At 70.8% G+C, this 22,864-nt stretch carries 23 protein-coding genes; 17 read left to right on the plus strand and 6 right to left on the minus strand.

What is annotated here, in order from left to right:
* Positions 1-43: 43 nt before the first annotated feature.
* The gene (gene hspQ / locus RUR49_RS17965) at positions 44-376 is read right to left on the minus strand and encodes a heat shock protein HspQ (RefSeq protein WP_409147777.1); all 333 of its coding nucleotides are present in this window, start codon (positions 374-376) and stop codon (positions 44-46) included.
* A 195-nt stretch (positions 377-571) separates the two neighbouring features.
* On the opposite strand from hspQ, the gene RUR49_RS17970 reads away from it, so the two are divergent.
* The gene (locus RUR49_RS17970) at positions 572-1,564 is read left to right on the plus strand and encodes a diacylglycerol/lipid kinase family protein (protein WP_409147778.1); all 993 of its coding nucleotides are present in this window, start codon (positions 572-574) and stop codon (positions 1,562-1,564) included.
* 40 nt (positions 1,565-1,604) lie between these two features.
* A complete protein-coding gene (locus RUR49_RS17975; RefSeq protein WP_409147779.1) occupies positions 1,605-2,444 on the plus strand; it encodes a metallophosphoesterase family protein in 840 nt (279 codons plus the stop codon).
* Here RUR49_RS17975 and RUR49_RS17980 read toward each other — a convergent pair.
* From RUR49_RS17980 to RUR49_RS17995, 4 genes are all read right to left on the minus strand, one after another.
* Positions 2,441-2,869 (minus strand): bleomycin resistance protein, encoded by a 429-nt coding sequence (locus tag RUR49_RS17980; RefSeq protein WP_409147780.1) that lies wholly within the window; start codon positions 2,867-2,869, stop codon positions 2,441-2,443. The genes RUR49_RS17975 and RUR49_RS17980 overlap by 4 nt on opposite strands.
* Positions 2,859-3,893, minus strand: a complete 1,035-nt coding sequence (locus tag RUR49_RS17985) for an HpcH/HpaI aldolase/citrate lyase family protein (RefSeq protein WP_409147781.1) — start codon at positions 3,891-3,893, stop codon at positions 2,859-2,861. The genes RUR49_RS17980 and RUR49_RS17985 overlap by 11 nt, the downstream gene beginning before the upstream one ends.
* Positions 3,894-3,972: 79 nt before the next feature.
* Complete coding sequence (locus RUR49_RS17990) at positions 3,973-4,461, minus strand: cupin domain-containing protein (protein ID WP_409147782.1); 489 nt, start codon at positions 4,459-4,461, stop codon at positions 3,973-3,975.
* 6 nt (positions 4,462-4,467) lie between these two features.
* Positions 4,468-5,448 carry a lysophospholipid acyltransferase family protein gene (locus RUR49_RS17995; RefSeq protein ID WP_409147783.1) on the minus strand — a complete coding sequence of 327 codons (981 nt, stop codon included), beginning with the start codon at positions 5,446-5,448 and terminating at the stop codon, positions 4,468-4,470.
* A gap of 148 nt (positions 5,449-5,596) precedes the next feature.
* Between RUR49_RS17995 and RUR49_RS18000 the strand changes: the two genes are divergently transcribed.
* Positions 5,597-6,553: an AEC family transporter gene (locus RUR49_RS18000; protein ID WP_409147784.1), complete on the plus strand. Its 957-nt coding sequence runs from the start codon at positions 5,597-5,599 to the stop codon at positions 6,551-6,553.
* 7 nt (positions 6,554-6,560) lie between these two features.
* Here RUR49_RS18000 and RUR49_RS18005 read toward each other — a convergent pair whose 3' ends face one another.
* On the minus strand, positions 6,561-7,745 hold the full coding sequence (locus RUR49_RS18005; RefSeq protein WP_409147785.1) for a UbiH/UbiF family hydroxylase: 1,185 nt from the start codon (positions 7,743-7,745) through the stop codon (positions 6,561-6,563).
* Between the two features lie 169 nt (positions 7,746-7,914).
* On the opposite strand from RUR49_RS18005, the gene RUR49_RS18010 reads away from it, so the two are divergent.
* The 14 genes from RUR49_RS18010 to RUR49_RS18075 all read left to right on the plus strand — a co-directional run bounded on the left by RUR49_RS18010 (position 7,915) and on the right by RUR49_RS18075 (position 22,840).
* The gene (locus tag RUR49_RS18010; protein WP_409147786.1) at positions 7,915-9,108 is read left to right on the plus strand and encodes a TolB family protein; all 1,194 of its coding nucleotides are present in this window, start codon (positions 7,915-7,917) and stop codon (positions 9,106-9,108) included.
* A gap of 169 nt (positions 9,109-9,277) precedes the next feature.
* On the plus strand, positions 9,278-10,018 hold the full coding sequence (locus tag RUR49_RS18015) for a TerC family protein (protein WP_409147787.1): 741 nt from the start codon (positions 9,278-9,280) through the stop codon (positions 10,016-10,018).
* A gap of 89 nt (positions 10,019-10,107) precedes the next feature.
* Positions 10,108-11,085, plus strand: a complete 978-nt coding sequence (locus RUR49_RS18020) for a quinone oxidoreductase family protein (RefSeq protein ID WP_409147788.1) — start codon at positions 10,108-10,110, stop codon at positions 11,083-11,085.
* 117 nt (positions 11,086-11,202) lie between these two features.
* Positions 11,203-11,436 carry a hypothetical protein gene (locus RUR49_RS18025; protein ID WP_409147789.1) on the plus strand — a complete coding sequence of 78 codons (234 nt, stop codon included), beginning with the start codon at positions 11,203-11,205 and terminating at the stop codon, positions 11,434-11,436.
* A 141-nt stretch (positions 11,437-11,577) separates the two neighbouring features.
* A complete protein-coding gene (locus tag RUR49_RS18030; protein WP_409147790.1) occupies positions 11,578-12,231 on the plus strand; it encodes an RNA polymerase sigma factor in 654 nt (217 codons plus the stop codon).
* A 47-nt stretch (positions 12,232-12,278) separates the two neighbouring features.
* Positions 12,279-12,935, plus strand: coding sequence for a carboxymuconolactone decarboxylase family protein (locus RUR49_RS18035; protein WP_409147791.1), 657 nt, complete (start codon positions 12,279-12,281; stop codon positions 12,933-12,935).
* Between the two features lie 127 nt (positions 12,936-13,062).
* On the plus strand, positions 13,063-13,416 hold the full coding sequence (gene uraH, locus RUR49_RS18040) for a hydroxyisourate hydrolase (RefSeq protein ID WP_409147792.1): 354 nt from the start codon (positions 13,063-13,065) through the stop codon (positions 13,414-13,416).
* Between the two features lie 3 nt (positions 13,417-13,419).
* A complete protein-coding gene (gene xdhA, locus RUR49_RS18045) occupies positions 13,420-14,901 on the plus strand; it encodes a xanthine dehydrogenase small subunit (protein WP_409147793.1) in 1,482 nt (493 codons plus the stop codon).
* 22 nt (positions 14,902-14,923) lie between these two features.
* Entirely contained in the window at positions 14,924-17,221 is a 2,298-nt protein-coding gene (gene xdhB / locus RUR49_RS18050; protein WP_409148126.1) for a xanthine dehydrogenase molybdopterin binding subunit, read from the plus strand.
* Between the two features lie 10 nt (positions 17,222-17,231).
* The gene (gene xdhC / locus RUR49_RS18055) at positions 17,232-18,551 is read left to right on the plus strand and encodes a xanthine dehydrogenase accessory protein XdhC (RefSeq protein ID WP_409147794.1); all 1,320 of its coding nucleotides are present in this window, start codon (positions 17,232-17,234) and stop codon (positions 18,549-18,551) included.
* Positions 18,548-19,726 (plus strand): urate hydroxylase PuuD, encoded by a 1,179-nt coding sequence (locus RUR49_RS18060; RefSeq protein ID WP_409147795.1) that lies wholly within the window; start codon positions 18,548-18,550, stop codon positions 19,724-19,726. Before xdhC ends, RUR49_RS18060 begins: the two co-directional genes overlap by 4 nt.
* Positions 19,727-19,761: 35 nt before the next feature.
* A complete protein-coding gene (gene uraD / locus RUR49_RS18065; RefSeq protein WP_409147796.1) occupies positions 19,762-20,313 on the plus strand; it encodes a 2-oxo-4-hydroxy-4-carboxy-5-ureidoimidazoline decarboxylase in 552 nt (183 codons plus the stop codon).
* The gene (locus tag RUR49_RS18070) at positions 20,310-21,572 is read left to right on the plus strand and encodes an allantoate amidohydrolase (RefSeq protein ID WP_409147797.1); all 1,263 of its coding nucleotides are present in this window, start codon (positions 20,310-20,312) and stop codon (positions 21,570-21,572) included. The genes uraD and RUR49_RS18070 overlap by 4 nt, the downstream gene beginning before the upstream one ends.
* Positions 21,569-22,840, plus strand: coding sequence for a M20/M25/M40 family metallo-hydrolase (locus RUR49_RS18075; RefSeq protein WP_409147798.1), 1,272 nt, complete (start codon positions 21,569-21,571; stop codon positions 22,838-22,840). The genes RUR49_RS18070 and RUR49_RS18075 overlap by 4 nt, the downstream gene beginning before the upstream one ends.
* Positions 22,841-22,864 lie beyond the last annotated feature (24 nt).

Here is a 22,864-nt window from a genome sequence, read left to right on the forward strand (position 1 = left end):
CGGAGAGATCCGGCCCCCCCGGCCGGCGCTGGGTGGATCCGCGTCAGTGGCGGCGGGTGCCGCGCTCGCGGTAGCGTCCGTCCTGCAGGCTGTCGAAGATCTCGTCCACCTGCGGGTGCCGCACCGGTTCGCCCGATTCGTCCGGCAGAAGGTTCTGCTCGGAGACGTAGGCGACGTACTCGGTCTCCGAGTTCTCGGCGAACAGGTGATAATAGGGCTGGTCCTTCGAGGGACGGATCTCCTCGGGGATCGAAAGCCACCATTCTTCGCTGTTGCTGAAGCTCGGATCGACGTCGAAGACGACGCCGCGGAACGGATAGAAGCGGTGGCGGACCACCTGTCCGATCCCGTACTTGGCAGTGCGGTAGCTGTGCATTGGAATCCACGGCGCGTCGACGGGCCGCGGCCGCGCGCCCCCGGTTGATCGCCCGTCCGCCGTGATGCCTGCCCATATGGAGACAAGTCAAGCGGAAGCTGCCGCGGCTGCGGCAATGCGCGCCCCTCCGGCAATCGCCGAGAAGGCAACCCGGGACGGGTTACCAGCGTTGCGGGTCGAGCGAGGGAGTGTTCGATGCGGGTCGCGGTAGTTCTGAATACGTCGGCGGGCAGCCTGCTCGGCGTCGACGACGCGGAGGCCGCAATCGCGGAGGCCTTCGCCGTCCGCGGTTTCGACGCTACGTTCGAGCCCGATGACGGCCGTGAGCTTAACGACCGGATGGACGCTGCGGTGGCCCACGGCGCAGACGCCGTGGTGGTGGGCGGCGGTGACGGGACCATCGCCTGTGCCGTGCAGCGGCTCGCCGGCACGGGCGTGGCGCTCGCCGTTCTGCCCCTCGGCACCGCAAACCTGTTCGCCCGCGACCTCGGCATGCCCCTCGATGACATCGGCGCCGCGGTGGAGGCGATCGCGGGCGGCAATGCGCGCGACATCGACGTCGGCGAGGTCAACGGCCACGTCTTCGTCTGCAACTCCGTCCTCGGCCTTGCCTCGCGACTGGCGAAGCGTCGGGAGCGCTTCCGCGGCTCTTTCCGGGTGCGTGACTGGTGGGCGTTTCTGGTGTCCGCCTGGCGCGGGCTCGTGCGCTATCCCGCGATGCGTCTGGAGCTCGAGGCGAACGGCCGCAAGCGGGTGCTGCGCACCCGCGCGCTGACCGTCGTCGACGGCGACTACGAGGAGGGGTTCGGGCGCATGTTCTCTCGCTCCGCCCTCGATGACGGCCGCCTCGTCCTCTACGTCGCGGCGTCGCTGACGCCGTGGCGGGCGGTGGTGCTGGGGGTGCGCATGGCGTTCGGCCGCTGGCGCGACGCCGCCGACCTCGAACGCTTCGAGGCGGATGCCTTCACCATTCGCAGCCGGCGCAAATCCGTGCGCGTGATGAACGACGGCGAAATCCTGCTGCTCGCCCCGCCGCTGGCCTATCGCATCCGGCGCGGCGCCTTGAGGGTGATCGTGCCGCCCCGGCTCGAGGCGCCGGGCGACGCAACGACCGCGCCCGCTTCCGGCGACGCCGCGCTTCCGGCGGCCACGGGCCGTGCGCCGGCTAACGCGGGTCTCGCGGCTTGACCGGCGGATCGCTCACGGAAGCTCGGGCGCGAGCCGCACGATGAGGCGCCTCGCTCACATTTCCGATCTCCATTTCGGCCGCACCGACGAGCGGGTGGTGGAGGCGCTTGTCGCCGAACTCAATTCGGAGCGGCCCGACCTCGTGGTGGTGAGTGGCGACCTCACGCAGTCGGCGCGGAGCGGCGAGTTCCGGGCGGCGCGCCAGTTTTTGGATCGTCTCGTTTCGCCGTGGATCGCGGTGCCTGGCAATCACGACATCAGCCCGTACCACCTCGTGCAGCGCTTCTTCGATCCGTTCGCTCGTTTCCGCCGGTTCATCCACCCGGTGACCGAGCCGGTGTTTCAGGACGAGGAGATCGGGCTCGTCGGCATCAACAGCGCACGGGCGATGATGCTCGAGCTCAATTGGGCGCACGGCAGTCTGAAGCGATCGCAGATGGAGCGTGCCGAGGAGCGCTTCGCGGCGATGCCCTCGCCGCTCTTTCGCATCGTCGTCGCCCACCATCCCTTCCTGCCGCCGATGGACGAACCGACCGTGCGCACGGTCGGACGCGCGGCAGAGGCGCTTGATCGCTTCGAGCGGGCCGGCGTCAAGCTGACATTGTCCGGCCATCTCCATCTTGGTTATGCCCGGTTTCTCGAGCCGGTCCTGTCGGGCGGACACATTGCCGACGTCAAGGCGCGGGCGCCCGAGCGGGCGGCGACGCGCTCGCTGCTGGTCGTGCAGGCGGCCTCGGCGACGTCGACGCGGCTGCGCGGCGAGCCGAACGCCTACAACTACATCCGCATCGAGGACGGTCTCGCCGCGATCGAGCCGCGCATCTGGACGGGCCGGGACTTCGCCAATGCCGAGGGTGCAGGCAGTTCGGTCGGCCGCTAGTCGAGAAACAACTTCCGACGTCCCAGGTCGTGGAAAAAACGCAGTAGATAACCGTCCGGATCCTGGACGAGAAACTGCCTGTTGCCAAGTTCGTCCTGACCCGCTCGGTACCAGGAGTCTTCAATTGGCCGAAACAGCGTCACACCGGCCTCCACCAACCGGGAGACGACTTCGTCCGCATCATCGACTTCGATCTGGAAGTTCACACCGCGGCCGAACGGTGGCTCGCGTTGTCCGGTGGTCCAGTGGTCGTTCTCCTGTTCCAGCATCAGCTCGGCCCCGGAGAGGCTAAGGTAGGCAAATCCTTCCTCTGGTCTTTCGTACAAGACCTCGAATCCAATGATGTTCCGGTAAAATGCGAGACTCGCCTGAACGTCCCGGCAAAGTAACTCTGGTACGAGGCGAGGGCGTACATTAGAGTCCATGCGGGGTCTCACCATCCCGCGCCGCCACCTGTCGCGCGAGGTCGACGATCACCTTCGCCTGCTTCCAGGTGGCGTCGTCCTGCATCTTGCCGTCGATCATCACCGCACCGGTGCCGTCCGGCATGGCGTCGAGGATGCGCTTCGCCATTGCCACCTCTTCCGGGCGCGGGCTGAAGACGCGCTTGGCGATGTCGATCTGACTCGGGTGCAGCGACCAGGCGCCGACGCAGCCCATCAGGAAGGCGTTGCGGAACTGCGCCTCGCAGGCGGCACCGTCCGAGAAGTCGCCGAACGGCCCGTAGAACGGCTTGATCCCGGCGGCCATGCAGGCGTCGACCATCTTCGCGACCGTGTAGTGCCAGAGGTCCTGCTGGAAGGCCGCGCGCGGTGCGTCACCCGCGGCGTCGGCGAGCACGACATAATCGGGATGGCCGCCGCCGACCCGCGTCGTCTTCATGCCGCGGGAGGCGGCGAGGTCGGCCGGGCCGAGGCTCATGCCGTGCATGCGCGGGCTCGCGGTCGCGATCGCCTCGACGTTCTTCACCCCCTCGGCCGTCTCGAGAATGGCGTGGATGAGGATCGGCTTCCTGACGCCACCCTTGGCTTCCAGCTGCGCGAGCAGCTGGTCGACATAGTGGATGTCCCAGGGACCCTGCACCTTCGGGACCATGACGACGTCGAGCTTGTCGCCGATGGCGCCGACGATCTCGACGACGTCGTCCAGCATCCACGGGCTGTCGAGGGCGTTGATGCGCGTCCACAAGCCGGTGTCGCCGAAGTCGGTCGCCTTCGCCATTTCGATGAAGCCGCGGCGGGCGGCGAGCTTCTGGTCGGCGGGAATGGCGTCCTCGAGGTTGCCGAGGACCACGTCGACCTGGCGGGCGAGGTCCGGCACCTTGGCGCGCAGCTTGTCGAGATGCGGCGGCACGAAGTGGATCATCCGCTCGACCCGCACCGGCAACTCGCGGAGCGGCATCGGCGCGCCGATGGCGAGCGGCTGGTAGAAGGCGCGCGGTGTCTTCATCGGACGGTCCCCCTCGTTGCCTGCGGAGCGTGGCCGATCCTTCGCACCCGCACAAGATCGGCGGGACGCCGCAGCGGCCTCAGCCCTCCGGCCCGAGCGGCGGGCCGAGGAGGTCGCAGCGCCACTTCCGGCACCAGGCGTTGCGGAGCGCAGGATCGAGCACGCCGTCGACGAAGGCGGCGTCGAGCTCCGAGAAGAGCGCGAGCGAGTCCCACCCCGGCACGATCATGACGAGCTGGCGCGCCGGGCGATCGGTGATGTTGCGGAAGGCGTGCACGGCATTTCCGGGCGTCACCACGAGGTCGCCCTCCGACGCGTGGAACGTGCGCTCGTCGATCCGGTAGAGGTAGCTACCCTCCAGAACCCGGAAGATCTCCGTCTCATGGTGCCGGTGCAGCGGCGGGCCGAAGCCCGGCTGGTTGGTCGTCTCGATGATCGAGAACGCGCCGCCGGTCGCTGTCGGCGGCAGCCGCTCGACCACCTCGACGCCGATCGAACCAACGCGCACGCGCGGTGCGTCGGCAGAGGACTGGTTGAAGTAGGGAATCTGCGGGAACAGATCGTCCATCTCAGGCTACCCCTCCGAAGGCCCGATGTGTGAGGCGTCGGCTCGCGCCTCGGCCGCCGCGATGCGCCGCGATCGCCGTCCGGCCTGCTTGGTCTCCCACTTGCGGTGCGCCCACATCCACTGTTCCGGCGCCTCGCGGATCCAGCTTTCGAACTGGGCGTGCATGGCGGCGGTGGTGGCGTGGACATCGGCGATGCGGTCGTCAGTGTGGCTGACCGGCACCTCGACCGCGTCGATGACGAAGCGCGTGCCCTCGAGGCGGCGGACGCGGCCGGCGATCATCGGCACCCCGCCGATGCGCGCGGCCATCGCCGGGAACGGGTTGGCATAGGCCGGCCGGCCGAAGAACGGCACCTGGATGCCGGCCGATTCGCGCAGGTCCCCCAGCACGGCGACCACCTGGCCGCGCTTCACCCGGCCGAGCATCTGGCGGGCGGTAGCGGAGCCCTTCGGCAGCAGGCCGCCGGGATAGAGCGGCGCGCGGAGCGCCTGCAGCCAGTCGTCCACCAATGGGTTGCGCAGCGTCTGGTAGACGCCTGTCGACGACAGCTTCGCCGCATTGGCCGCCTGGATGACGACCTCCCAGTTGCCCATGTGCAGCGACACGAGCACCGCGCCGTCGCGGCCGCGGGACAGCGTCTCGAGGCCGGCAGGCGTCACCTCGAAGCGGGAGGGGTCGGCGACCAGCCGGTCGAGCTGGATCGTCTCGGCGGTGACGCGCCCGAGGTTGCCCCACATCTCGCGGGCGATCCAGCGGCGCTTCTCGGCGGGCAGCTCCGGGAAGGCGTGCTCGAGATGGTCGAGGGCACGGGCGTGGCGCGGCAAGAGCGGCGCGATCGCCCGCCACATCGCCGCCATCGCATCGGAGGCGACCGCGACCGGCACCGCCCGAACCGCGCCCGTCGCCACCATCAGGAGCCCGAACTCGAGCCGCCGCAGGGCGCGGGTGACGATCGAAGGCGGTGGCTTGATGTGTCGCTCGTCCATCGGCCGATCGGGCTGCGGGCGGCTCATCGTCCAAGGTCGCGTTGACCGGCGTGGCGAAGCCCGATAGGCGACGGTGGATACCGACCGCGGCGCCGACGCGCAATCCCGCCGCGGCCGAAGCTCCCCCTCCGGCGAAAACGGGCGCGAGATGGCCGAGGTCCTGTCGCTGGCGCTGCCCTTCTTCGGGCTGATCTTCCTCGGCTACGGTTCCGGCAAGATCGTCCGGCTGCCGGACGTCGGCCTCGCCTGGCTGCAGTTCTTCGTCGTCTACCTCGCGCTGCCGGCGCTGTTCTTCCAGATGCTGTCGCAGACGCCGATCGAGGAGCTGGCGAACTGGCGCTTTGTCGCCGCCACCACCACGGCCACCGCCGCCGCCTTCGCCATCGCCTTCGGCATCGGCATGCTGGCGACCCGCGGCCGCATCCCCGAGGCGACCATCCAGGGCATCGTCGGCGGCTACGCCAACGTCGGCTACATGGGGCCGGGCCTGACGCTGGCGGCGCTCGGACCGACCGCGACGGTGCCGGCGGCGCTGATCTTCTGCTTCGATTCGATGCTGCTGTTCACGCTCGTGCCGGTGCTGATGGCGATCGGTGGCACCGAGGGCGGTGGTGTCTGGGCGACGGTGAAGGTGTGCCTGAAGCGCATCTTCACGCACCCCTTCATCCTCGCCACCATCGCGGGCGTCGCCGCGGCGGCCCTCGAGTTCCGCCCGCCGCAGGCCCTCGACCAGTTGCTGACCTATCTGCGCTCAGCCGCGGCACCGTGCGCCCTGTTCGCGATGGGCGTGACGGCGGCGCTGCGGCCCGTGCCCGGCGTGCCGTGGGAACTGCCGTTCCTGCTTCTGGTCAAGCTGGTGCTGCACCCGCTGATGGTGTTCGCGCTGATGCTGCTGATCGGAGGGTTCTCGTCGTCCTGGGTCGAGACGGCGGTGCTGATGGCCTCGCTGCCGCCGGCCGCCAACGCGTTCGTGCTGGCGAGCCAGTACCGCGTCTACGTGGAGCGCGCTTCCGGCGCGGTGCTGTTCGGCACCGCCGCGTCCGTCCTCACCGTGACGCTGACGCTCTACCTCATCACCGAGGACCTGCTGCCACTGCTCAACTGACCGCCGGTCAGCGCCAGCCGACCAGCGGCGTCGCCGGGCCGAGGCCCTGGCGCATGGCGAAGCGGCGGATCGGCCCGACGCGGCCGGCGAGATAGAGCCCGGCGGCGCGGGCGACCTGCACCGGCAGGAAGCCCGTCAGCAGCGAGCGGTCGAACAGGTCCACCGCCGCCGTCCGCATCGTCACGTCGCCGCGCCGCGCGCGGTCGTAGGTGGCGAGCAGGGCCGCGTCACCCGGGTCGCCGGCGCGCGCGCGCGCCACGGTGCGCGCCAGCACCGCGACGTCGCGCAGGCCGAGATTGAGGCCCTGCGCGCCGATCGGCGGAAAGCGGTGGGCCGCTTCGCCCACCAGCGCCACGCGCCGGTCGGCGAAGCGCGTCGCGACGTGGCCGCCGAGCGGCAGCAGGCCGCGCGGGCCGTCCACGGACATTGCCCCGAGAATCGAATGCGCCTGCCGCTCGATCGCCGCCGACAGGGCCGCATCGTCCAATGCGGCGAGCCGTTCCGCCGCCTCCGGCCGCTCGACCCAGACGAGGCTGGAGCGGCGGCCGGGAAGGGGAACGAGCGTGAACGGGCCGGCCGGCGTGTGGAATTCGGTTGAAGCGTCGTGGTGCGATGCCCCGTGCGACAGCGTCGTGACGAGCGCCGTCTGCCGGTACTGCCAGCTGCGCACAGCGATTCCCGCCGCCTCGCGCGTGGCCGATGCCGCGCCGTCGGCGGCGACGACGAGGCGGGCCGCCAGGCGCCACGGTCCGGCATCGATGGTGACGCGCGCCGCCCCCGGCACCACCGCGTCCGCCTTCGCCGGCACGCGGGCCAGGTTGGCGGCCTGGTCGACGGCTTGTGAGAGTGTCGCGTTCAAGGCGTCGTTCGGAATGTTGAAGCCGAAGGTCTCGGCACCCGCCTCGGCGGCGTCGAAGACGGCCTCCGGCGCACGCACCAGCCGCCCGGTGTCATCGACGATCCGCATCGTGCGCAGCGGTGCTGCGGCCGCCTCGGCCCGTTGCCAGACACCCAGCGACGACAGGAGGTCGACCGACCCGCCGAGCAGCGCCGTCGTGCGCGGATCGGCACCGGCAGGGGGCGCCACCAGCGCGACCTGCAGCCCGGCGGCCGCCAGCGCCAGGGCAGCCGTCATGCCGGTCGGCCCGCCGCCGATCACCGCCACGTCGAAATGCTCGCGGTCTTCGTCCATCTCTGCCTCGTCTGCCCGTCTCGCCGTCAAACATGGAGCGGCCGGCACCCGTCCGCCAGCCGCGGCGGCCGGCCGATCGTCGCACTCGGGTGCGGCCTTGTAACGAGGCGCCGGCTGCGGCAACACTCGCCCGCCGGCTGCACTCCATGCGGCGGTTGGGGAGGATGCCGTGCGGAAACTCGTCGCCTGTGCCGTCGCCTTGCTCCTCCTCGCCATGCTGCCCGTCGAGGCGCAGACGATCGAGCCGCAGAAGTCGAGCCGGTTCCGCATCCTGCAATCGCTCGGCGGCGGGCAGGGCAAGGCCATCGCTGGCCGCCTTGCCTATGATTCGAGGGACAACTTCCTGTTCGCGCTGCCTTCCGCCGGCGGAACCATGGGAGCCGGCACGCTGGTGCGGCTGCAGCCGAACGGCGAGCGCTTCGGCGTGCTCCACAGGTTCGACCCCGCCGTCGGTGGTCCGGCGGTCGGACAGGTGGCCGTGCATCCGAGCAAGGCGACGCTGCTGGGCGTCACCCGGGACGGCGGCGACAACGGCGTGGGCACGATCTTCTCGGTCCGGGCGGACGGGCGCAGTTTCACCGTGCTGGCGAGCTTCGGCGGCCGCGACGGCGAGACGCCGCTCGGCGCACCGGTGCTGTCGCAGAACGGCAAGACGCTGTTCGGGACGGCTAGCACGGGCGGTCGCTACGGCGGCGGCACGCTCTGGCGGGTCGCCGCGAACGGCTCATCGTTCGTGGTGCTCCACCACTTCGGCAAGCGCAAGACCGACGGCTCGACACCGATGGCCGGGCTCGTGCTCTCGCGTGACGGCAAGACGCTGTTCGGCACGACGCGCGACGGTGGCGGCAAGGGCCTCGGCACGATCTTCTCGATCCGCACCGACGGCAGTCGCTTCGCTACCCTTCACGCGTTCGAAGGCGGCAAGCAGGACGGCGCCTCTCCGCAGGACGCCGCTCTGATCTTCAGCTATCGCAGCGAGCAACTGTTCGGCACCACGCCGTCCGGTGGGCGCGGCGACCAGGGCATCATCTTCCGCATCCGCTCCGACGGGACCGCCTACAGGGTCCTGCACGACTTCGCCGGCTCGTCCGGCTCTGTCCCAGGTTCGGTGGCGCAGGGCTTCGACGGGCTGACCCTCTACGGCACGGCCGCGCAGGGTGGCGAAGACGGTGGCGGCGTGCTCTTCCAGCTGCGGACCAACGGAACCCGGTTCAAGGTCCTTCACAACTTCACCGCGAAGTCGGGCAACGCCCCGCTGGACGGGCCGATCGTTAGCGCCAACGGCCGCCGCCTCTACGGCGCGACCAGCGCCGCGGGCGCCAAGGGCGGCGGCTCGATCTACGCCTACGACCTGTTCGACTGAGCGTCTTCGACTGAGCGTCGCGGCGGCCGAGCAACCAAACTCGCGCTCACGCGTTCGTGGCCGGCCGTTGCCGCCGCCGCGATTGATTTCGGCGTGGCCACACCGTCACTTCCCCCGATGAGCCGGCGCCCCGTCGACGCCCGCCACCTCTCGCGCCCTGGAGCGTACGATGTACGACTGGCTGTTCCAGCCCGCCACCCTCGCGAGCTTCCTCACCCTCACGATCATGGAGATCGTGCTGGGCATTGACAACATCGTCTTCCTGTCGGTCATTACCAGCAAGCTCAAGGACCCGGTGACGCGCAAGCGCGCCCGCCAGATCGGCCTCGGCCTCGCCCTCGTCTTCCGCATCATCTTCCTGCTGGCGATCACCTGGATCATCGGCCTGACCGCGCCGGTCTTCACCGTCTTCGATCATGCCGTGTCGTGGCGCGACCTCATCCTGATCGGCGGCGGACTGTTCCTGCTCGTCAAGGGCACGCTGGAGATCCACAACGGCATCGAGGGCGTCCACGAAGGCGCGGCGACGGTGAAGGAAGCGAGCTTTGGCCTCGTCATCGGGCAGATCCTGATGATCGACCTCGTCTTCTCGATCGACTCGATCATCACGGCGATCGGCATGGCCGAGCACGTCGAGATCATGATCGCCGCGGTGATCATCTCGATGGGCGTGATGTACGTCGCGTCGGGGCCGGTGGCCGACTTCATTCACCGCCACCCCACCACCAAGATGCTGGCGCTCGCCTTCCTGCTCCTGATCGGCGTCGCGCTGATCGCCGACGGCCTCGGCTTCCACATCCCGCGCGGCTACATCTACTTCTCGATGGCGTTCGCCGCGGGGGTGGAGATCATCAACATCCTGGCGCGCGGCAAGCGCGCCAAAGGGGGTGGCGGCGCCACCACCCATTGACGCGGCGGGCCCCGCCGCCGCAGGCCCTTGGCCGGGCGGCGGGGCGCGGCTATCAAGGCATCGGTCCCCGAAGTCGAGGAGCGAGAGCCATGACCCGCGCCGTCCGCGTTCACGAGACCGGGGGACCGGAGGTCCTGCGCCTCGAGGAGATCGATCTCGGTGATCCGGGTCCCGGTGAGGCGCTCGTCCGCCACACGGCGATCGGCGTCAACTTCATCGACACCTACTTCCGCTCCGGCCTCTACCCGGCGCCCGCGATGCCCTTCGTTCCGGGCGCCGAGGCGGCGGGAATCGTCGAGGCCGTCGGCCACGGCGTCACCACCGTCGCCCCGGGCGACCGGGTCGCCTACGTCGTCACGCTCGGCGCCTACTCCGACGCCCGCCTGATCGCCGCCGACCGCCTCGTCCGCCTGCCGGACGACATCGCCGATCGCGACGCCGCGGCAATGGTCCTGAAGGGCATGACCGTGCGCTTCCTGCTGCGGGCGACCTATCCCGTCCGCCCGGAGACGGTGATGCTGGTGCATGCCGCCGCCGGTGGTGTCGGCCTGCTGATGGGGCAGTGGGCGCGCCATCTCGGTGTCGGCACGATCATCGGCACGGTCGGCGGGCCGGAGAAGGCGGCCCTCGCGGCGGCGAACGGCTACACCCACGTCATCGACTACCGCTCGGAGGACTTCGTCGCCCGCGTCAAGGACATCACCGGCGGACGCGGCGTCGACGTCGCCTACGATTCGGTCGGCAAGGACACGTTCCCCGGCTCCCTCGACTGCCTCAGGCCGCGCGGGCTGTGGGTGTCGTTCGGGAACGCGTCCGGCCCGGTGCCGCCGTTCCAGATCAGCCTGTTGTCACAGAAGGGCTCCCTCTACGCGACCCGGCCGACGATCTTCGCCTACATCGCCACGCGCGCCGACCTAGAGCAGACGGCACAGGACCTGTTCGACGTCGTCCGCTCCGGTGCGGTCACGGTCACGGCGCGGCAGGAACTGCCGCTCGCTGACGTCGCTGAGGCGCACCGGGCCCTCGAGGGCCGCCGCACGTCGGGGGCGACGGTGCTCATTCCCTGAGGGTCCCGCCGTCACAGCCTCGTGACCGGCCAGATTTTCGCAGCATCGCCACGTTTGTGACGCATCACCGCCGCGAGAGGCGATGACGATGGGCGACCTCGCAAAACGGAGGTCGCCATGTCCGAGAAGCCCACATTGTCCGTTCCCGAGCTGCAGCGCATCCTGATCGCCGCCGCCCAGAACCTTCCGGCCACCGAGGACGTCGTCGACGTGAGGATCACCCCGCGCGGCGAAGGTGAGGTTCGCGACTGGGCCGTCGCCAACTGGCAGAGCTCCGGTACCCATGCCTCTGCCGGCGAGCTGCGCGCCGTCGCCGATCGCCTGCGCCAGGTTTTTGCCGTCAGCGTCTGACGCTTCGAAGCCGCTGCTGCGGGCGCCCGACGATTTCGTTGGGAACCTTTTCGTCGAGAGTGCATCCAACACCCCAAAGAGGTCGTTCCGCGCGCCGGCCGAGGGCAGGGCGACCGACAACGATGATCGGCGGGGTTGGACATGCCGGAGACGGGCACGCACGACGAGGCGGCGCTTATCGCGCTCGCCCTCGAGGGAAACCAGGCCGCCATTCGCGCCATCGTCCGGCGCCACAACAGTCGCCTGCACCGGGTCGCCCGCTCTGTCGTGCGCGACCAGGCGGAGGCGGAGGACGTCGTCCAGGAGGCCTATCTGCGGGCCTTCTCCCATCTCGCCTCCTTCCGCGGCGCTTCCAGCCTGTCGACCTGGCTCACACGCATCACGCTCAACGAGGCGATGGGGCGGGTGCGGCGCCGGTCTTCGGCGATGGTGGCGGTGCGCGAGGACCTCGACGTCGTGCGTGACGAGGACGCCGTCGCCCTGCTGCCGTTCGGCCGCCCGCCGCCGACGCCGGAGGCGATGCTGGAGGAGCGCCAGCTCCGGGACCTGCTCGACAAGGCCGTGCACGACCTGCCGGAGCCGTTCCGCTGCGTCTTCGTGCTGCGCAATGTCGACGACCTCAGCATCGATGACATCGCCCGTCGTCTCTCTCTGAAGCCGCAGACGGTGAAGACGCGCCTGCACCGGGCGCGGCGCCTGCTGAAGGACGCCCTCAGCAGCGGCGGCGTGACGCTGCGCCGTCTGCTGACCCCGCGGCTCGCTACCCCACGGCGCCTGCCGGCGCTCGCCGCCTGAGGGCGCCGACCTCGATCCGAAAAACCAGAAATCACCAGGAGGAAACCATGAGCCAGCAGCGCATCAGCTACGTTCCCGTCGAGCAGATGGACCCCGAGATGCAGGAGGAGATGCGTCGCTGCCAGCGCGAAGGCACGCCGCGGCCGGAGAGTTCGGCGGTGCGCGCCCACGTTCCGGCGGCCTTCTGGTTCTTCGCCAACTCGTGGCGCGACCTGTTCCGCACGGGCGTCTGCGACCACGCCATCAAGGAGCTCTGCCGGCTCTACGTGTCGCGCTCGGTGCAATGCGAGTACTGCGGCAACCAGCGCTCGGTGCGGGCGACGACGAGCGGCGCCCTCATCGAGGACGACGTCATGGACCTCATCAACTTCGAGCGCTCCACCCGCTACGACGAGCGCCAGAAGGCGGCGCTCGCCTATGCCGAGGCGATCACCTGGCACACCGACACCGACGATGCCTTCTGGGCGCGGCTGCACAGCCACTTCAGCGAGCCGGAGCTCGTCGAGCTCGGCTGCATGATCGGCCTGACGCTCGGTCAGCAGAGCTGGCTGCGGCTCCTCAATATCGACCATCATCAGGTGATGGCAGGCACGACCGCCTCGATGGCGCCGGGCTACGAGACGGCGGACGCACTCTCCGCCACCAAGGCGTCCGAGGAGTACTGGGCGAAGAAGCCAGTGCAGGCGGCGGCCCCGGCCGCCTGAGGATCGCTTGGGGTTAGGCCGGCACTGCGCCGGCCTAGCCACCCTCTTCGCCGCATTGCATAGTCGGGCGCCATGCTCAAAGCTTCACCGTTCCGGCCATGCCGGAGTCGCGAAGCGGAGGTCGCCCTTGGGTCGTCTGACGACGCACGTTCTCGATACGGCGCTGGGAAAGCCGGCGGCCGGATTGACGGTGGAACTCTGGCGGATCGGGGCCGGCGGTCGCGAGCACCTGGCGACCGCCGTCACCAACGCCGACGGCCGCCTCGACCGTCCGGCGCTCGAGGGCGAGGCCTTTCGCGCCGGCACCTACGAGTTCGTCTTCCAGGCCGGCAGTTACCTCCGCGCCTCCGCAACGGCCACGTTGCCCGATCCGTTGTTCCTCGACCAGATCGCGATCCGCTTCGGCATTTCCGAGGACAGCCACTATCACGTGCCGCTGCTGCTCTCGCCGTTCGGCTACTCGACTTATCGTGGCAGCTGAACGATGACGCGCAAGGCCATACAGTTCATCAGGAAAGGCCGGGTCGTCGAGCTCGGTGACGTCGGTCCGACGACGACTCTCCTCGACCACCTCCGCCTCGCCGAGGGCAGCGTCGGCACCAAGGAGGGATGCAACGAGGGCGACTGCGGCGCCTGCACGGTGGCCCTCGGGCGCGTGCGCGATGGCCGGCTCGCCTACGAGCCGGTGAACGCCTGCATCCAGCTGCTCGGCATGGTCGACGGCGCCGAGGTCGTCACGGTCGAGGACCTCGCGGACGGCGGCTCGCTTCATCCCGTACAAAGGGCGATGGTCGACCTGCACGGCTCGCAGTGCGGATTCTGCACGCCGGGCTTCGTGATGTCACTGTTCACGCTCTACCAGTCCGGCGTCGCCGCCGACCGCGACACCGTCTGCGACTGGATCGCCGGCAATCTTTGTCGCTGCACCGGCTACCGGCCGATCGTCGAGGCGGCGCTTGCGAGCTGCGCCGGCGCACCGGCGGACGGCTTCGCCGCGCGCGCCACCGAGACCGCCGCCCGCCTGAATGCGCTCGCCGACGGCGCCGATCTCATCGTCGGCGACGCGACCCGCTTCTTCGCCGCGCCGGCCTCGCTCGACGCGCTCTGCCGTCTGCTCGCCGAGCATCCGGACGCGACGATCGTCGCGGGCGCAACCGACGTCGGCCTGTGGGTGACGAAGCAGCTGCGCGACCTGCCGAAGATCGTCTGGCTCGGCCGCGTCGCCGGCCTCGATGCGATCGACGAGACCGAGACCGGCATCCGCATCGGCGCCGCCGCCACCTACGACGCGGCGGCAGCCGCCGTCGCGGCGATCGATCCCGATCTCGGAAACCTCTGGCGCCGCATCGGCTCTAAGCAGGTGCGCGTGTCCGGCACCGTCGGCGGCAACATCGCCAACGGCTCGCCGATCGGCGACACGCCGCCGGCGCTGATCGCCTTGGGCGCGACGCTGGAACTGCGCCATGGCGACACCGTCCGCCGTCTGCCGCTGGAGGACTTCTTCCTCGCCTACGGCCGCCAGGACCGCGCGCCCGGCGAGGTCGTCGTCGCCGTCGAGGTACCGCGGCTCGGGCCGGCCGACGTCTTCCGCTGCTACAAGATCTCCAAGCGCTTCGACCAGGACATCTCCGCAGTGATGGCGGCGATCCGGCTGACGCTCGACGGCGACCGCATCGCGGCCGCCCGCGTGGCCTTCGGCGGCATGGCCGGCGTGCCGAAGCGGGCCACCGCGGCCGAGGCGGTGCTGGCGGGTGCGCGTCTTGGTGATCAGGCGCTTCCGCGCTCGGTCCGTGCGGCCCTCGCGGAGGACTTCCAGCCGCTCGACGACATGCGCGCGTCCGCCGCCTACCGTCTCGACGTTGCCGGCTCGCTCGTCGAGAAGGCGCTGATCGAGGTGGCGGGGACGCCGACGTCCGCCACGCGCGTCTTCGGTCTCAGGGAGGCCGCCGTTGCGCCCGCTGCCTGATCCCGTTGATGAGGCCGCGGCCGTGACGCCGCCGCTGAAGGTTGCCCGCCGTCCGGCGCCGCACGACAGCGCCGAGAAGCACGTCGCCGGCGCCGCACTCTACATCGACGATGTGCGCGAACCCGCCGGCACGCTGCACGTCGTGCCCGGATACGCGAAGGCCGCGCGCGGAACGATCCTGTCCGTCGACCTCGCCGCCGTCCGCGCCGCGCCGGGCGTCGTCGCGGTGCTGACGAAGGACGACGTACCGGGCCTCAACGACGTCTCGCCGGCGCACTCCCACGACGAGCCGGTGCTGGCGGACGGCGTCATCCGCTTCCACGGCCAACCGGTGTTCGCCGTCGTCGCCGAGACCCGCGAGGCGGCCCGCCGCGCCGCCCGCCTCGGCGTCATCGAGGTGGCGGAGGAGACGCCGATCGTCACCATCGACGAGGCGCTCGCGAGCGGCCGCGACGACGTGCTGCCGCCCTACCAGTTCGTGCGTGGCGACGTCGACGCCGACCTGGCGGCGGCGCCGGAGGTGGTCGCCGGCTCGATCCGCATCGGCGGGCAGGAGCACTTCTACCTCGAGGGCCAGGTGGCGCTGGCGACGCCGGGGGAGGGCGGTGAGATCACCGTGCTGACCTCCACCCAGCACCCGACGGAGGTGCAGCAGCTCGTCGCCCAGGTGCTGGGCCTGCCGGCAGCCTACGTCGTCGCCGAGGTGCGGCGGATGGGCGGCGGCTTCGGCGGCAAGGAGAGCCAGGCGACGCAGTGGGCGGCGCTCGCAGCCCTCGCCGCCCACGTCACCGGCCGGCCGGCGAAGCTTCGGCTCGACCGCGACGACGACATGATGATGACCGGCAAGCGCCATGACTTCCGCATCGACTGGCGCGCCGCCGTCGACGCCAACGGGCGGCTCACCGCCATCGCGATGGACCAGTACGCCCGCTGCGGCCACTCGCGCGACCTGTCGCTCGGCATCTGCGACCGGGCGATGTTCCATGCCGACAACGCCTATTTCCTGCCGGTGGTGCGCATCGCCAGCCGCCGGCTCAGGACCGACACCGTCTCCAACACCGCCTTCCGCGGCTTCGGCGGGCCGCAGGGCGTCGTCGGCGTCGAGCGGGTGATGGATGCGATCGCCATCGCCACCGGCCGCGACCCGCTCGACGTCCGCCTTTCCAACCTCTACGGCGACGGCCGCGACGTGACGCCCTACGGCCAGACCGTCGAGCACAACATCCTGCCGGAGCTGATCGCCGAGCTCGAGGCGTCCTCCGACTACCGCGCCCGCGTTCGCGACATCGACGCCTTCAACGCCGAGAGCCCGATCCTGAAGAAGGGGATCGCGCTGACGCCGGTGAAGTTCGGCATCTCGTTCACCCTCATCCACCTCAACCAGGCCGGCGCGCTGGTGCACGTCTATCTGGACGGCTCGATCCATCTCAATCACGGCGGCACCGAGATGGGGCAGGGGCTGTTCGTGAAGGTGGCGCAGGTGGTGGCCGAGGTGTTCGGCGTGGCGCTCGACCAGGTGCGCGTCACCGCCACCACGACGGCCAAGGTGCCGAACACCGCGCCAACGGCGGCCTCCTCCGGCACCGACCTCAACGGCATGGCCGCCAAGATCGCCGCCGAGACGATCCGCAGCCGCCTCGCCGCCTTCGCCGCCGAGACCTGGGGTGGCACGCCGGAGGCGGTGCGCTTCGAGGACGGCCACGTCGTCGCCGGCAACGAGCGCGTCCGCTTCGGCGACCTCGCCCGCCTCGCCAACCTCGCCCGCGTGTCGCTGTCCTCGTCGGGCTTCTACGCGACGCCGAAGATTCACTGGGACCGCGCCAACGCCACCGGCCGGCCGTTCCTCTATTTCGCCTACGGCGCCGCCTGCTCGGAGGTGACGATCGACACGCTGACCGGCGAGATGCGCGTTGACCGCGTCGACGTGCTGCACGACTGCGGCGCCTCGCTCAACCCGGCGATCGACATCGGCCAGATCGAGGGCGGCTTCGTCCAGGGCATGGGCTGGCTGACGGCCGAGGAGCTCGTCTTCGACAAGGCCGGCCGCCTGCGCACGCACGCGCCCTCGACCTACAAGATCCCGACCGCCACCGACGTGCCGGCCGACTTCCGCGTCGCGCTCTATGAGGGCGGCGGAAATCCGGAGGACACCATCTTCAAGTCGAAGGCGGTCGGCGAGCCGCCGCTGATGCTGCCGGTGTCGGTGTTCTCGGCGATCACCCGGGCGCTGGCGAGCCTGAAGCCGGGCGTGGTGCCGCCCCTCGACGCGCCGGCGACGCCGGAGGCGATCCGCCGCGCCGTGCTGGCGCTGACGGGCTGAGGCGGCGGCAATGCGGGTGTGGCGGGCGGTAGCGGAGGCGATCGAGGCGGCGGGGCGGTGCGCGCTCGTCACCGTCGCCGACGTCCGCGGCTCCGCCCCGCGGGAGGCCGGCGCGCGGCTCGTCGTGAGGCCCGACGGACGTTTCACGGGCACCATCGGCGGTGGCACGCTCGAATGGCGGGCGATCGCCGAGGCGACGGCGGAGCTCGCGCGCGGCGGGACAGTGCGCGGCGTGCGCCGGCCCTTCGCCCTCGGGCCGGAGCTCGGCCAGTGCTGCGGCGGCCGGGTGGAGCTGTTGTTCGAGACGTTCGACGGGGGCGACCGGGAGACGGTGGCCGCGCTGGCCGGGCGGGAGGCGGTGGGGGTATTCGAGACGGTCGGGCCCGTCGGTGCCGACGGGCGGGTGGTGCGACACGTCGCAGTCCGATCCGAGAATGTCAGTTTATCGGGCGCAGCCTCTATGGATGAAGCCGTCGCCGCAAGCGCGACGCCTTTCCCTCCCCTGACAGGGGGAGGGACGCCGCGCGCAGCGCGGCAGGGTGGGGCCCGTCAATCCGAACTCGACGCTCCGCTCGTGGCACCCGGCCGCGTGCGCGGCCGGGCCCCCTCCGACCCGGCTGCGCCGGGCCACCTCCCCCACAAGGGGGGAGGGACGAACCCGTCCGCCGCCGTTCCCGCCTCGACGAAGCCGGGAGACGAATCCCTCTTTACCTCCCCCGCCACCCTCTCCACTTCCCCCGACGGCACGATCCGCGAACGCTTCGGCGACGACCGGCGGCCGCTCGTCCTCTTCGGCGCCGGCCATGTCGGGCGGGCGCTGGTGATGGCGCTGGCGCCGCTGCCGTTCGCGGTCACATGGGTCGACGCGCGGCCGGAGGCGTTCCCCCGACATGTGCCCGGCACCGTCACGCTCTCCGGCGAGGCCGATCCAGAGGCCGTGCTGACGGCTGCTCCCGACGGGGCCTTCGTGCTGGCGATGACGCATTCGCATCCGCTCGACCTCGCCGTCGTCGCCGCCGCCCTGAAGGCCGGGCATTTCCCCTATGTCGGCGTCATCGGCAGCGCCACCAAGCGCGCCCGCTTCGAGAGCCAGCTGCGCGCCGCCGGTCACGCCGAGGCGGCGATCGCCGCGCTCGTCTGCCCGATCGGCGCAATCGGCGGGGTGACGTCGAAGGAGCCCGCCGCAATCGCCGCGATGACCGTAGCCGAGCTTCTCGTCGCCGACGAGGACGTGCGCCACGGCGCGCTGCCCGCCACCGCTCCGCTTGCGCCGACCTACGAGCTCACCACACCCGCCGCCGCCCGCGGCCCGCGCCGGACCCGCCGATGACCGCCTTTCTCGCCGACTGGCTGAACCTGCTCGCCCGCTGGGCGCACCTCATCGTCGGCATCGGCTGGATCGGCACGTCGTTCTATTTCGTCGCCCTCGACTTCAAGCTGCACAAGCGCGAGGGCATGGCGGAGGGAGTCTACGGCACCGCCTGGCAGGTGCACGGCGGCGGCTTCTACCAGGTCGAGAAATACCTCGTCGCCCCGAAGACGCTGCCGCCGGAGCTGATCTGGTACCGCTGGGACGCCTACCTGACGCTGCTGACTGGCCTCGCTTTGATGGTGGTGCAGTACTACTGGAACGCCCGCCAGTACCTGATCGACCCGGCCGTCATGGAGATGACCCCAGGCGAGGCGGTGCTGATCTCGATGTTCTCGCTCGCCGGCGGCTGGCTGATCTACGACCGCCTCTGCCGCTCCTGGCTCGTCCGCCATACGGCGCTGCTGGCGCTCGCCGTGTTCGCCCTGATCCTCGCGGCCGCCACCCTCTACAGCCATGTGTTCTCGGGCCGCGCGGCCTTGCTGCACGTCGGCGCCTTCATCGGCACGATCATGGCGATCAACGTCTTCGGGGTGATCATCCCGAACCAGCGCAAGATCGTCGCCTCGCTGATCGCCGGCGAGGCGCCTGACCCGGCCCTCGGCCAGACCGGCAAGCAGCGCTCGCTGCACAACAACTACCTGACGCTGCCGGTGCTGCTGATGATGGTGTCGAACCATTATCCGCTGCTGACCGGCCACCCGCACGCCTGGATCGTCGTCGCCCTCGTCGTCGTCGCCGGCGGCTCGATCCGCCACTTCATCAACCGCCACGAGGCCGGCGATCACTTCGCGAAGATCGCCTGGGTGCTGCCGGTCGCGGTGGTGGCGCTCGTCGCCCTCGTCGTGGTGACGGCGCCGCGCAGTGCCGCCACCGACGGCGCCGCGGTCACCGACGCGCAGGCGATGGCGATCGTCGCCAAGCACTGCACCGTCTGCCACGCCGCCCATCCGGCGCACGAGGGCTTTACGGAGCCGCCGAAGGGCGTGGTATTGGACGACGTCGCCGATCTCCGGCGCTACGCCCAGGCGGTGGACGCCCAGGCCGTCCATTCCAACGCCATGCCCCTCGGCAACGAGACCGGCATGACGCCGGCGGAACGGCAGGAACTGGGCGCCTGGATCGCGGCGCAGTAAGGTCCGGCCGCAACCCGATCGACGGAAACCGAGTTTTGGCCGACCCTTCCCCTCACGCGCCGCCCGCCGCCGACGGCCGCTTACCGCTCGCCGCCGTCAACGCGCTGGACGGCGCCGCCTTCCTTGCGCGCTTCGGCGACGTCGCCGAGCACTCGCCGTGGGTGGCCGAGCGGGCGGCGGCGATGCGTCCGTTCGCCGACCGCGAGGCGATGTTCGCCGCCTTCGGCGCCGCCGTCGACGCGGCCGGGGCCGAGAAGCAGTTGGCGCTCCTGAACGCCCATCCCGACCTCGCGGGGCGCGCCGCCATCGCCGGAGCGATCGCCGACGATTCGAAGCGCGAGCAGGCCGGCGCCGGCCTCGACCGGCTGACGGCCGATGAACACTCCCGCTTCCTCGACCTGAACGACCGCTACAAGGCGCGCTTCGGGCATCCCTTCATCCTGGCCGTGAAGGGGGCGACCAAGCACGATATTCTCGCTGCCTTCGAGGCCCGCATCGGCAACGCGCCGGAGACCGAGCGCGCGACGGCGCTCGCCCAGGTCAAGCGCATCTTCCGCTTCCGCCTGGAAGACCGGGTGCAGCCGTGATCCCGCTCGACCCAGTCGCCCTGGGCGCCCGTGCGGACGCCATGCTGATGGAACTCGCCGCGATCAGCGCCGAGCCCGACCGGCTGACGCGGCTCTACCTGACGCCGGAGCACCGCCGCGCCGCCGATCTCGTGGCCGCCTGGATGCTCGCCTCGGGCCTCGCCGTCCGCGAGGACGCGCTCGCCACCGTGCGCGGCCGCCTCGAGGTGGGGAGCGGCACGGCGCGGACGCTGATCCTCGGTTCACACATCGACACCGTCATCGACGCCGGCCGCTATGACGGCGCTCTCGGTGTGGTGGCGGCGATCGTTGCCGCGGACACGCTTCGTCGCAGCGGCGCAGTGCTGCCGTTCGCCGTGGAAGTCTGTGCCTTCGGCGACGAGGAGGGCGTGCGCTTCCCGACGACGCTCCTCGGCTCTTCGGCCGTCGCCGGCAACCTCGATCCCGCCGATCTCGATCGCACGGACGCCTATGACGTCAGCGTGCGGGCGGCACTCGCCACCTACGGCTGCGATCTCGAGGCGGCCGCCGCGGCGCGTATCGCTGCGGAGGATGCCGTCGGCTACCTCGAGGTCCACATCGAGCAGGGGCCCGTGCTGGAGCGCGAAGGGATGCCGCTCGGCGTCGTCACGGCGATCGCCGGGGCGACGCGGGCGGTCGTCACCGTCAGCGGCGAGGCCGGCCACGCCGGCACGGTGCCGATGGGCCTGCGCAGTGACGCGCTGGCGGCGGCGAGCGAACTGGTGCTCGCCGTCGAGCGCATCGGCCATGCCGGTGCTGCGAGCGATCTCGTCGCTACCGTCGGGCGCATGGTGGTACGGCCGGGGGCCGTCAACGTCGTGCCGGGTGCTGTGGAACTCAGTCTCGACGTGCGGGCCTCGTCCGATGCGCCGCGCGGCGACGCGATGGCGGCGATCCGGGCGGCGGCCGCCGAGATCGCCTCGCGCCGCGGCGTCGGCATCGACATCGCCGTCACCCACGACCGCGACACCGCGCCGTGTACGCCGGCGATCGTCGACGTTTTGTCCGACGCCGTCGCCGCGCTCGGCCTGCCGCCGCGCCGGTTGATGTCGGGCGCCGGCCACGACGGCCAGGCGATGGCGATGCTGACGGACATCGGCATGATCTTCGTGCGCTGCCGCGGTGGCGTCAGTCACAACCCGGCGGAATATGCCTCGCCGGAGGATATCGGGCTCGCCGTCGCAGCACTTGTGCGCGCGGTGGAAGGGCTCGCCGAGAAGGAGAGGGAACGCCGATGACCCACCCGCACGAGGACCTGCCGAGCGTCGTCCTGGACGAGGCCATCCTCGCCGCGATCGACGCGTCGTTCGAGGCGGAGGTGGCGTTCCTGCAGGAGATCGTCCGGCTGCCGACCGACAACCCGCCCGGTGACTGCGCGGAGGCCGGCGAGGCGGCGGCGAGCCTGCTGGAGGACCTCGGCTTCACGGTCGAGCGCCACCCGGTGCCCGAGGCGTTCCTCCGGCCCTACGGCATGAAGAGCGTCGTCAACCTCGTCGTCCGCCACCGCTTCGGCGATGGCGCGGGCCCGACGATCGCCCTCAATGCCCATGGCGACGTGGTGCCGCCGGGCGACGGCTGGAGCGTCGACCCCTACGGCGCCATCATCCGCGGCGGCGCCCTCTACGGCCGCGGTGCCGCGGTCTCGAAATCCGACTTCGCCACCTACGCCTTCGCCCTCAAGGCGTTGATGGCGGCGGAGGAGCGGGGGGCGGCGCTGTCCGGCACGGTGGAATTGCACCTCACCTACGACGAGGAGGCCGGCGGCTTCGTCGGGCCGCAGTGGCTGCTGATGCAGGGCGTCTCGAAGCCCGACCTCGCGCTGTCGGCGGGCTTCTCCTACGCCGTCACCGTCGCCCATAACGGCTGCCTGCACCTCGAGGTCGTCGTGCGCGGCCGGCAGGCCCACGCGGCGATGCCGCACACTGGCATCGACGCGCTCGAGGCGACGGTGCCGATCCTGGCGGCGCTCTATGGCGAGCGGAAGCGCCTTTCCGGCATCGTCAGCTCTGAGCCCGGCATCGGCTCGCCGCAGATCACCGTCGGGCTGATCTCCGGCGGCATCAACACCAACGTCGTGCCGGACCGCGTGTCGCTTCGCCTCGACCGGCGGCTGATCCCGGAAGAGAACGGGGAAGCGGTGGAGGCCGCGCTGATCGCGCTGATCGAGGCGGCGGCGCCGGCCACGGGCGCCGAGGTGGAGTGCCGGCGGATCATGCTGGCCGAGCCGCTGAAGCCGTTGCCGGGCGTCGAGCGCCTCGTCGAGCCGCTCACCCGCAACGCCGCCGCCATCCTCGGCGTGCCGGTCCACCCAACGGGCGTTCCGCTCTACACCGACGCCCGCCACTACGCCGCCGCCGGCATTCCGACCGTCCTCTACGGCGCCGGCCCGCGCTCGATCCTCGAAGCCAACGCCCACGGCGCCGACGAGCACCTCGAGCTCTCCGATCTTCAGGCGGCGACGAAGGTCGTGGCGCTGACGCTGGGGGAGTTGCTGCTGCGGCGGTGACGTTTATGTCGGCAGTGAGCCGAC

This window comes from Pseudoxanthobacter sp. M-2, from assembly GCF_046156265.1.
Classification (GTDB): domain Bacteria; phylum Pseudomonadota; class Alphaproteobacteria; order Rhizobiales; family Segnochrobactraceae; genus CAMDHY01.

Bases quoted from the DNA above. Each gene is read 5' to 3' on its own strand.
- RUR49_RS17975 (WP_409147779.1), top strand. From the start codon at position 1,605: ATGAGGCGCCTCGCTCACATTTCCGATCTCCATTTCGGCCGCACCGAC.
- RUR49_RS18035 (WP_409147791.1), top strand. From the start codon at position 12,279: ATGAGCCAGCAGCGCATCAGCTACGTTCCCGTCGAGCAGATGGACCCC.
- xdhC (WP_409147794.1), top strand. From the start codon at position 17,232: ATGCGGGTGTGGCGGGCGGTAGCGGAGGCGATCGAGGCGGCGGGGCGG.
- RUR49_RS18000 (WP_409147784.1), top strand. From the start codon at position 5,597: ATGGCCGAGGTCCTGTCGCTGGCGCTGCCCTTCTTCGGGCTGATCTTC.
- RUR49_RS17990 (WP_409147782.1), bottom strand. From the start codon at position 4,461: ATGGACGATCTGTTCCCGCAGATTCCCTACTTCAACCAGTCCTCTGCC.
- RUR49_RS18015 (WP_409147787.1), top strand. From the start codon at position 9,278: ATGTACGACTGGCTGTTCCAGCCCGCCACCCTCGCGAGCTTCCTCACC.
- RUR49_RS18030 (WP_409147790.1), top strand. From the start codon at position 11,578: ATGCCGGAGACGGGCACGCACGACGAGGCGGCGCTTATCGCGCTCGCC.
- RUR49_RS17980 (WP_409147780.1), bottom strand. From the start codon at position 2,869: ATGGACTCTAATGTACGCCCTCGCCTCGTACCAGAGTTACTTTGCCGG.
- RUR49_RS17970 (WP_409147778.1), top strand. From the start codon at position 572: ATGCGGGTCGCGGTAGTTCTGAATACGTCGGCGGGCAGCCTGCTCGGC.
- RUR49_RS18005 (WP_409147785.1), bottom strand. From the start codon at position 7,745: ATGGACGAAGACCGCGAGCATTTCGACGTGGCGGTGATCGGCGGCGGG.
- RUR49_RS17995 (WP_409147783.1), bottom strand. From the start codon at position 5,448: ATGGACGAGCGACACATCAAGCCACCGCCTTCGATCGTCACCCGCGCC.
- RUR49_RS18060 (WP_409147795.1), top strand. From the start codon at position 18,548: ATGACCGCCTTTCTCGCCGACTGGCTGAACCTGCTCGCCCGCTGGGCG.
- RUR49_RS18025 (WP_409147789.1), top strand. From the start codon at position 11,203: ATGTCCGAGAAGCCCACATTGTCCGTTCCCGAGCTGCAGCGCATCCTG.
- hspQ (WP_409147777.1), bottom strand. From the start codon at position 376: ATGCACAGCTACCGCACTGCCAAGTACGGGATCGGACAGGTGGTCCGC.
- xdhA (WP_409147793.1), top strand. From the start codon at position 13,420: ATGACGCGCAAGGCCATACAGTTCATCAGGAAAGGCCGGGTCGTCGAG.
- RUR49_RS18075 (WP_409147798.1), top strand. From the start codon at position 21,569: ATGACCCACCCGCACGAGGACCTGCCGAGCGTCGTCCTGGACGAGGCC.
- RUR49_RS18020 (WP_409147788.1), top strand. From the start codon at position 10,108: ATGACCCGCGCCGTCCGCGTTCACGAGACCGGGGGACCGGAGGTCCTG.
- RUR49_RS17985 (WP_409147781.1), bottom strand. From the start codon at position 3,893: ATGAAGACACCGCGCGCCTTCTACCAGCCGCTCGCCATCGGCGCGCCG.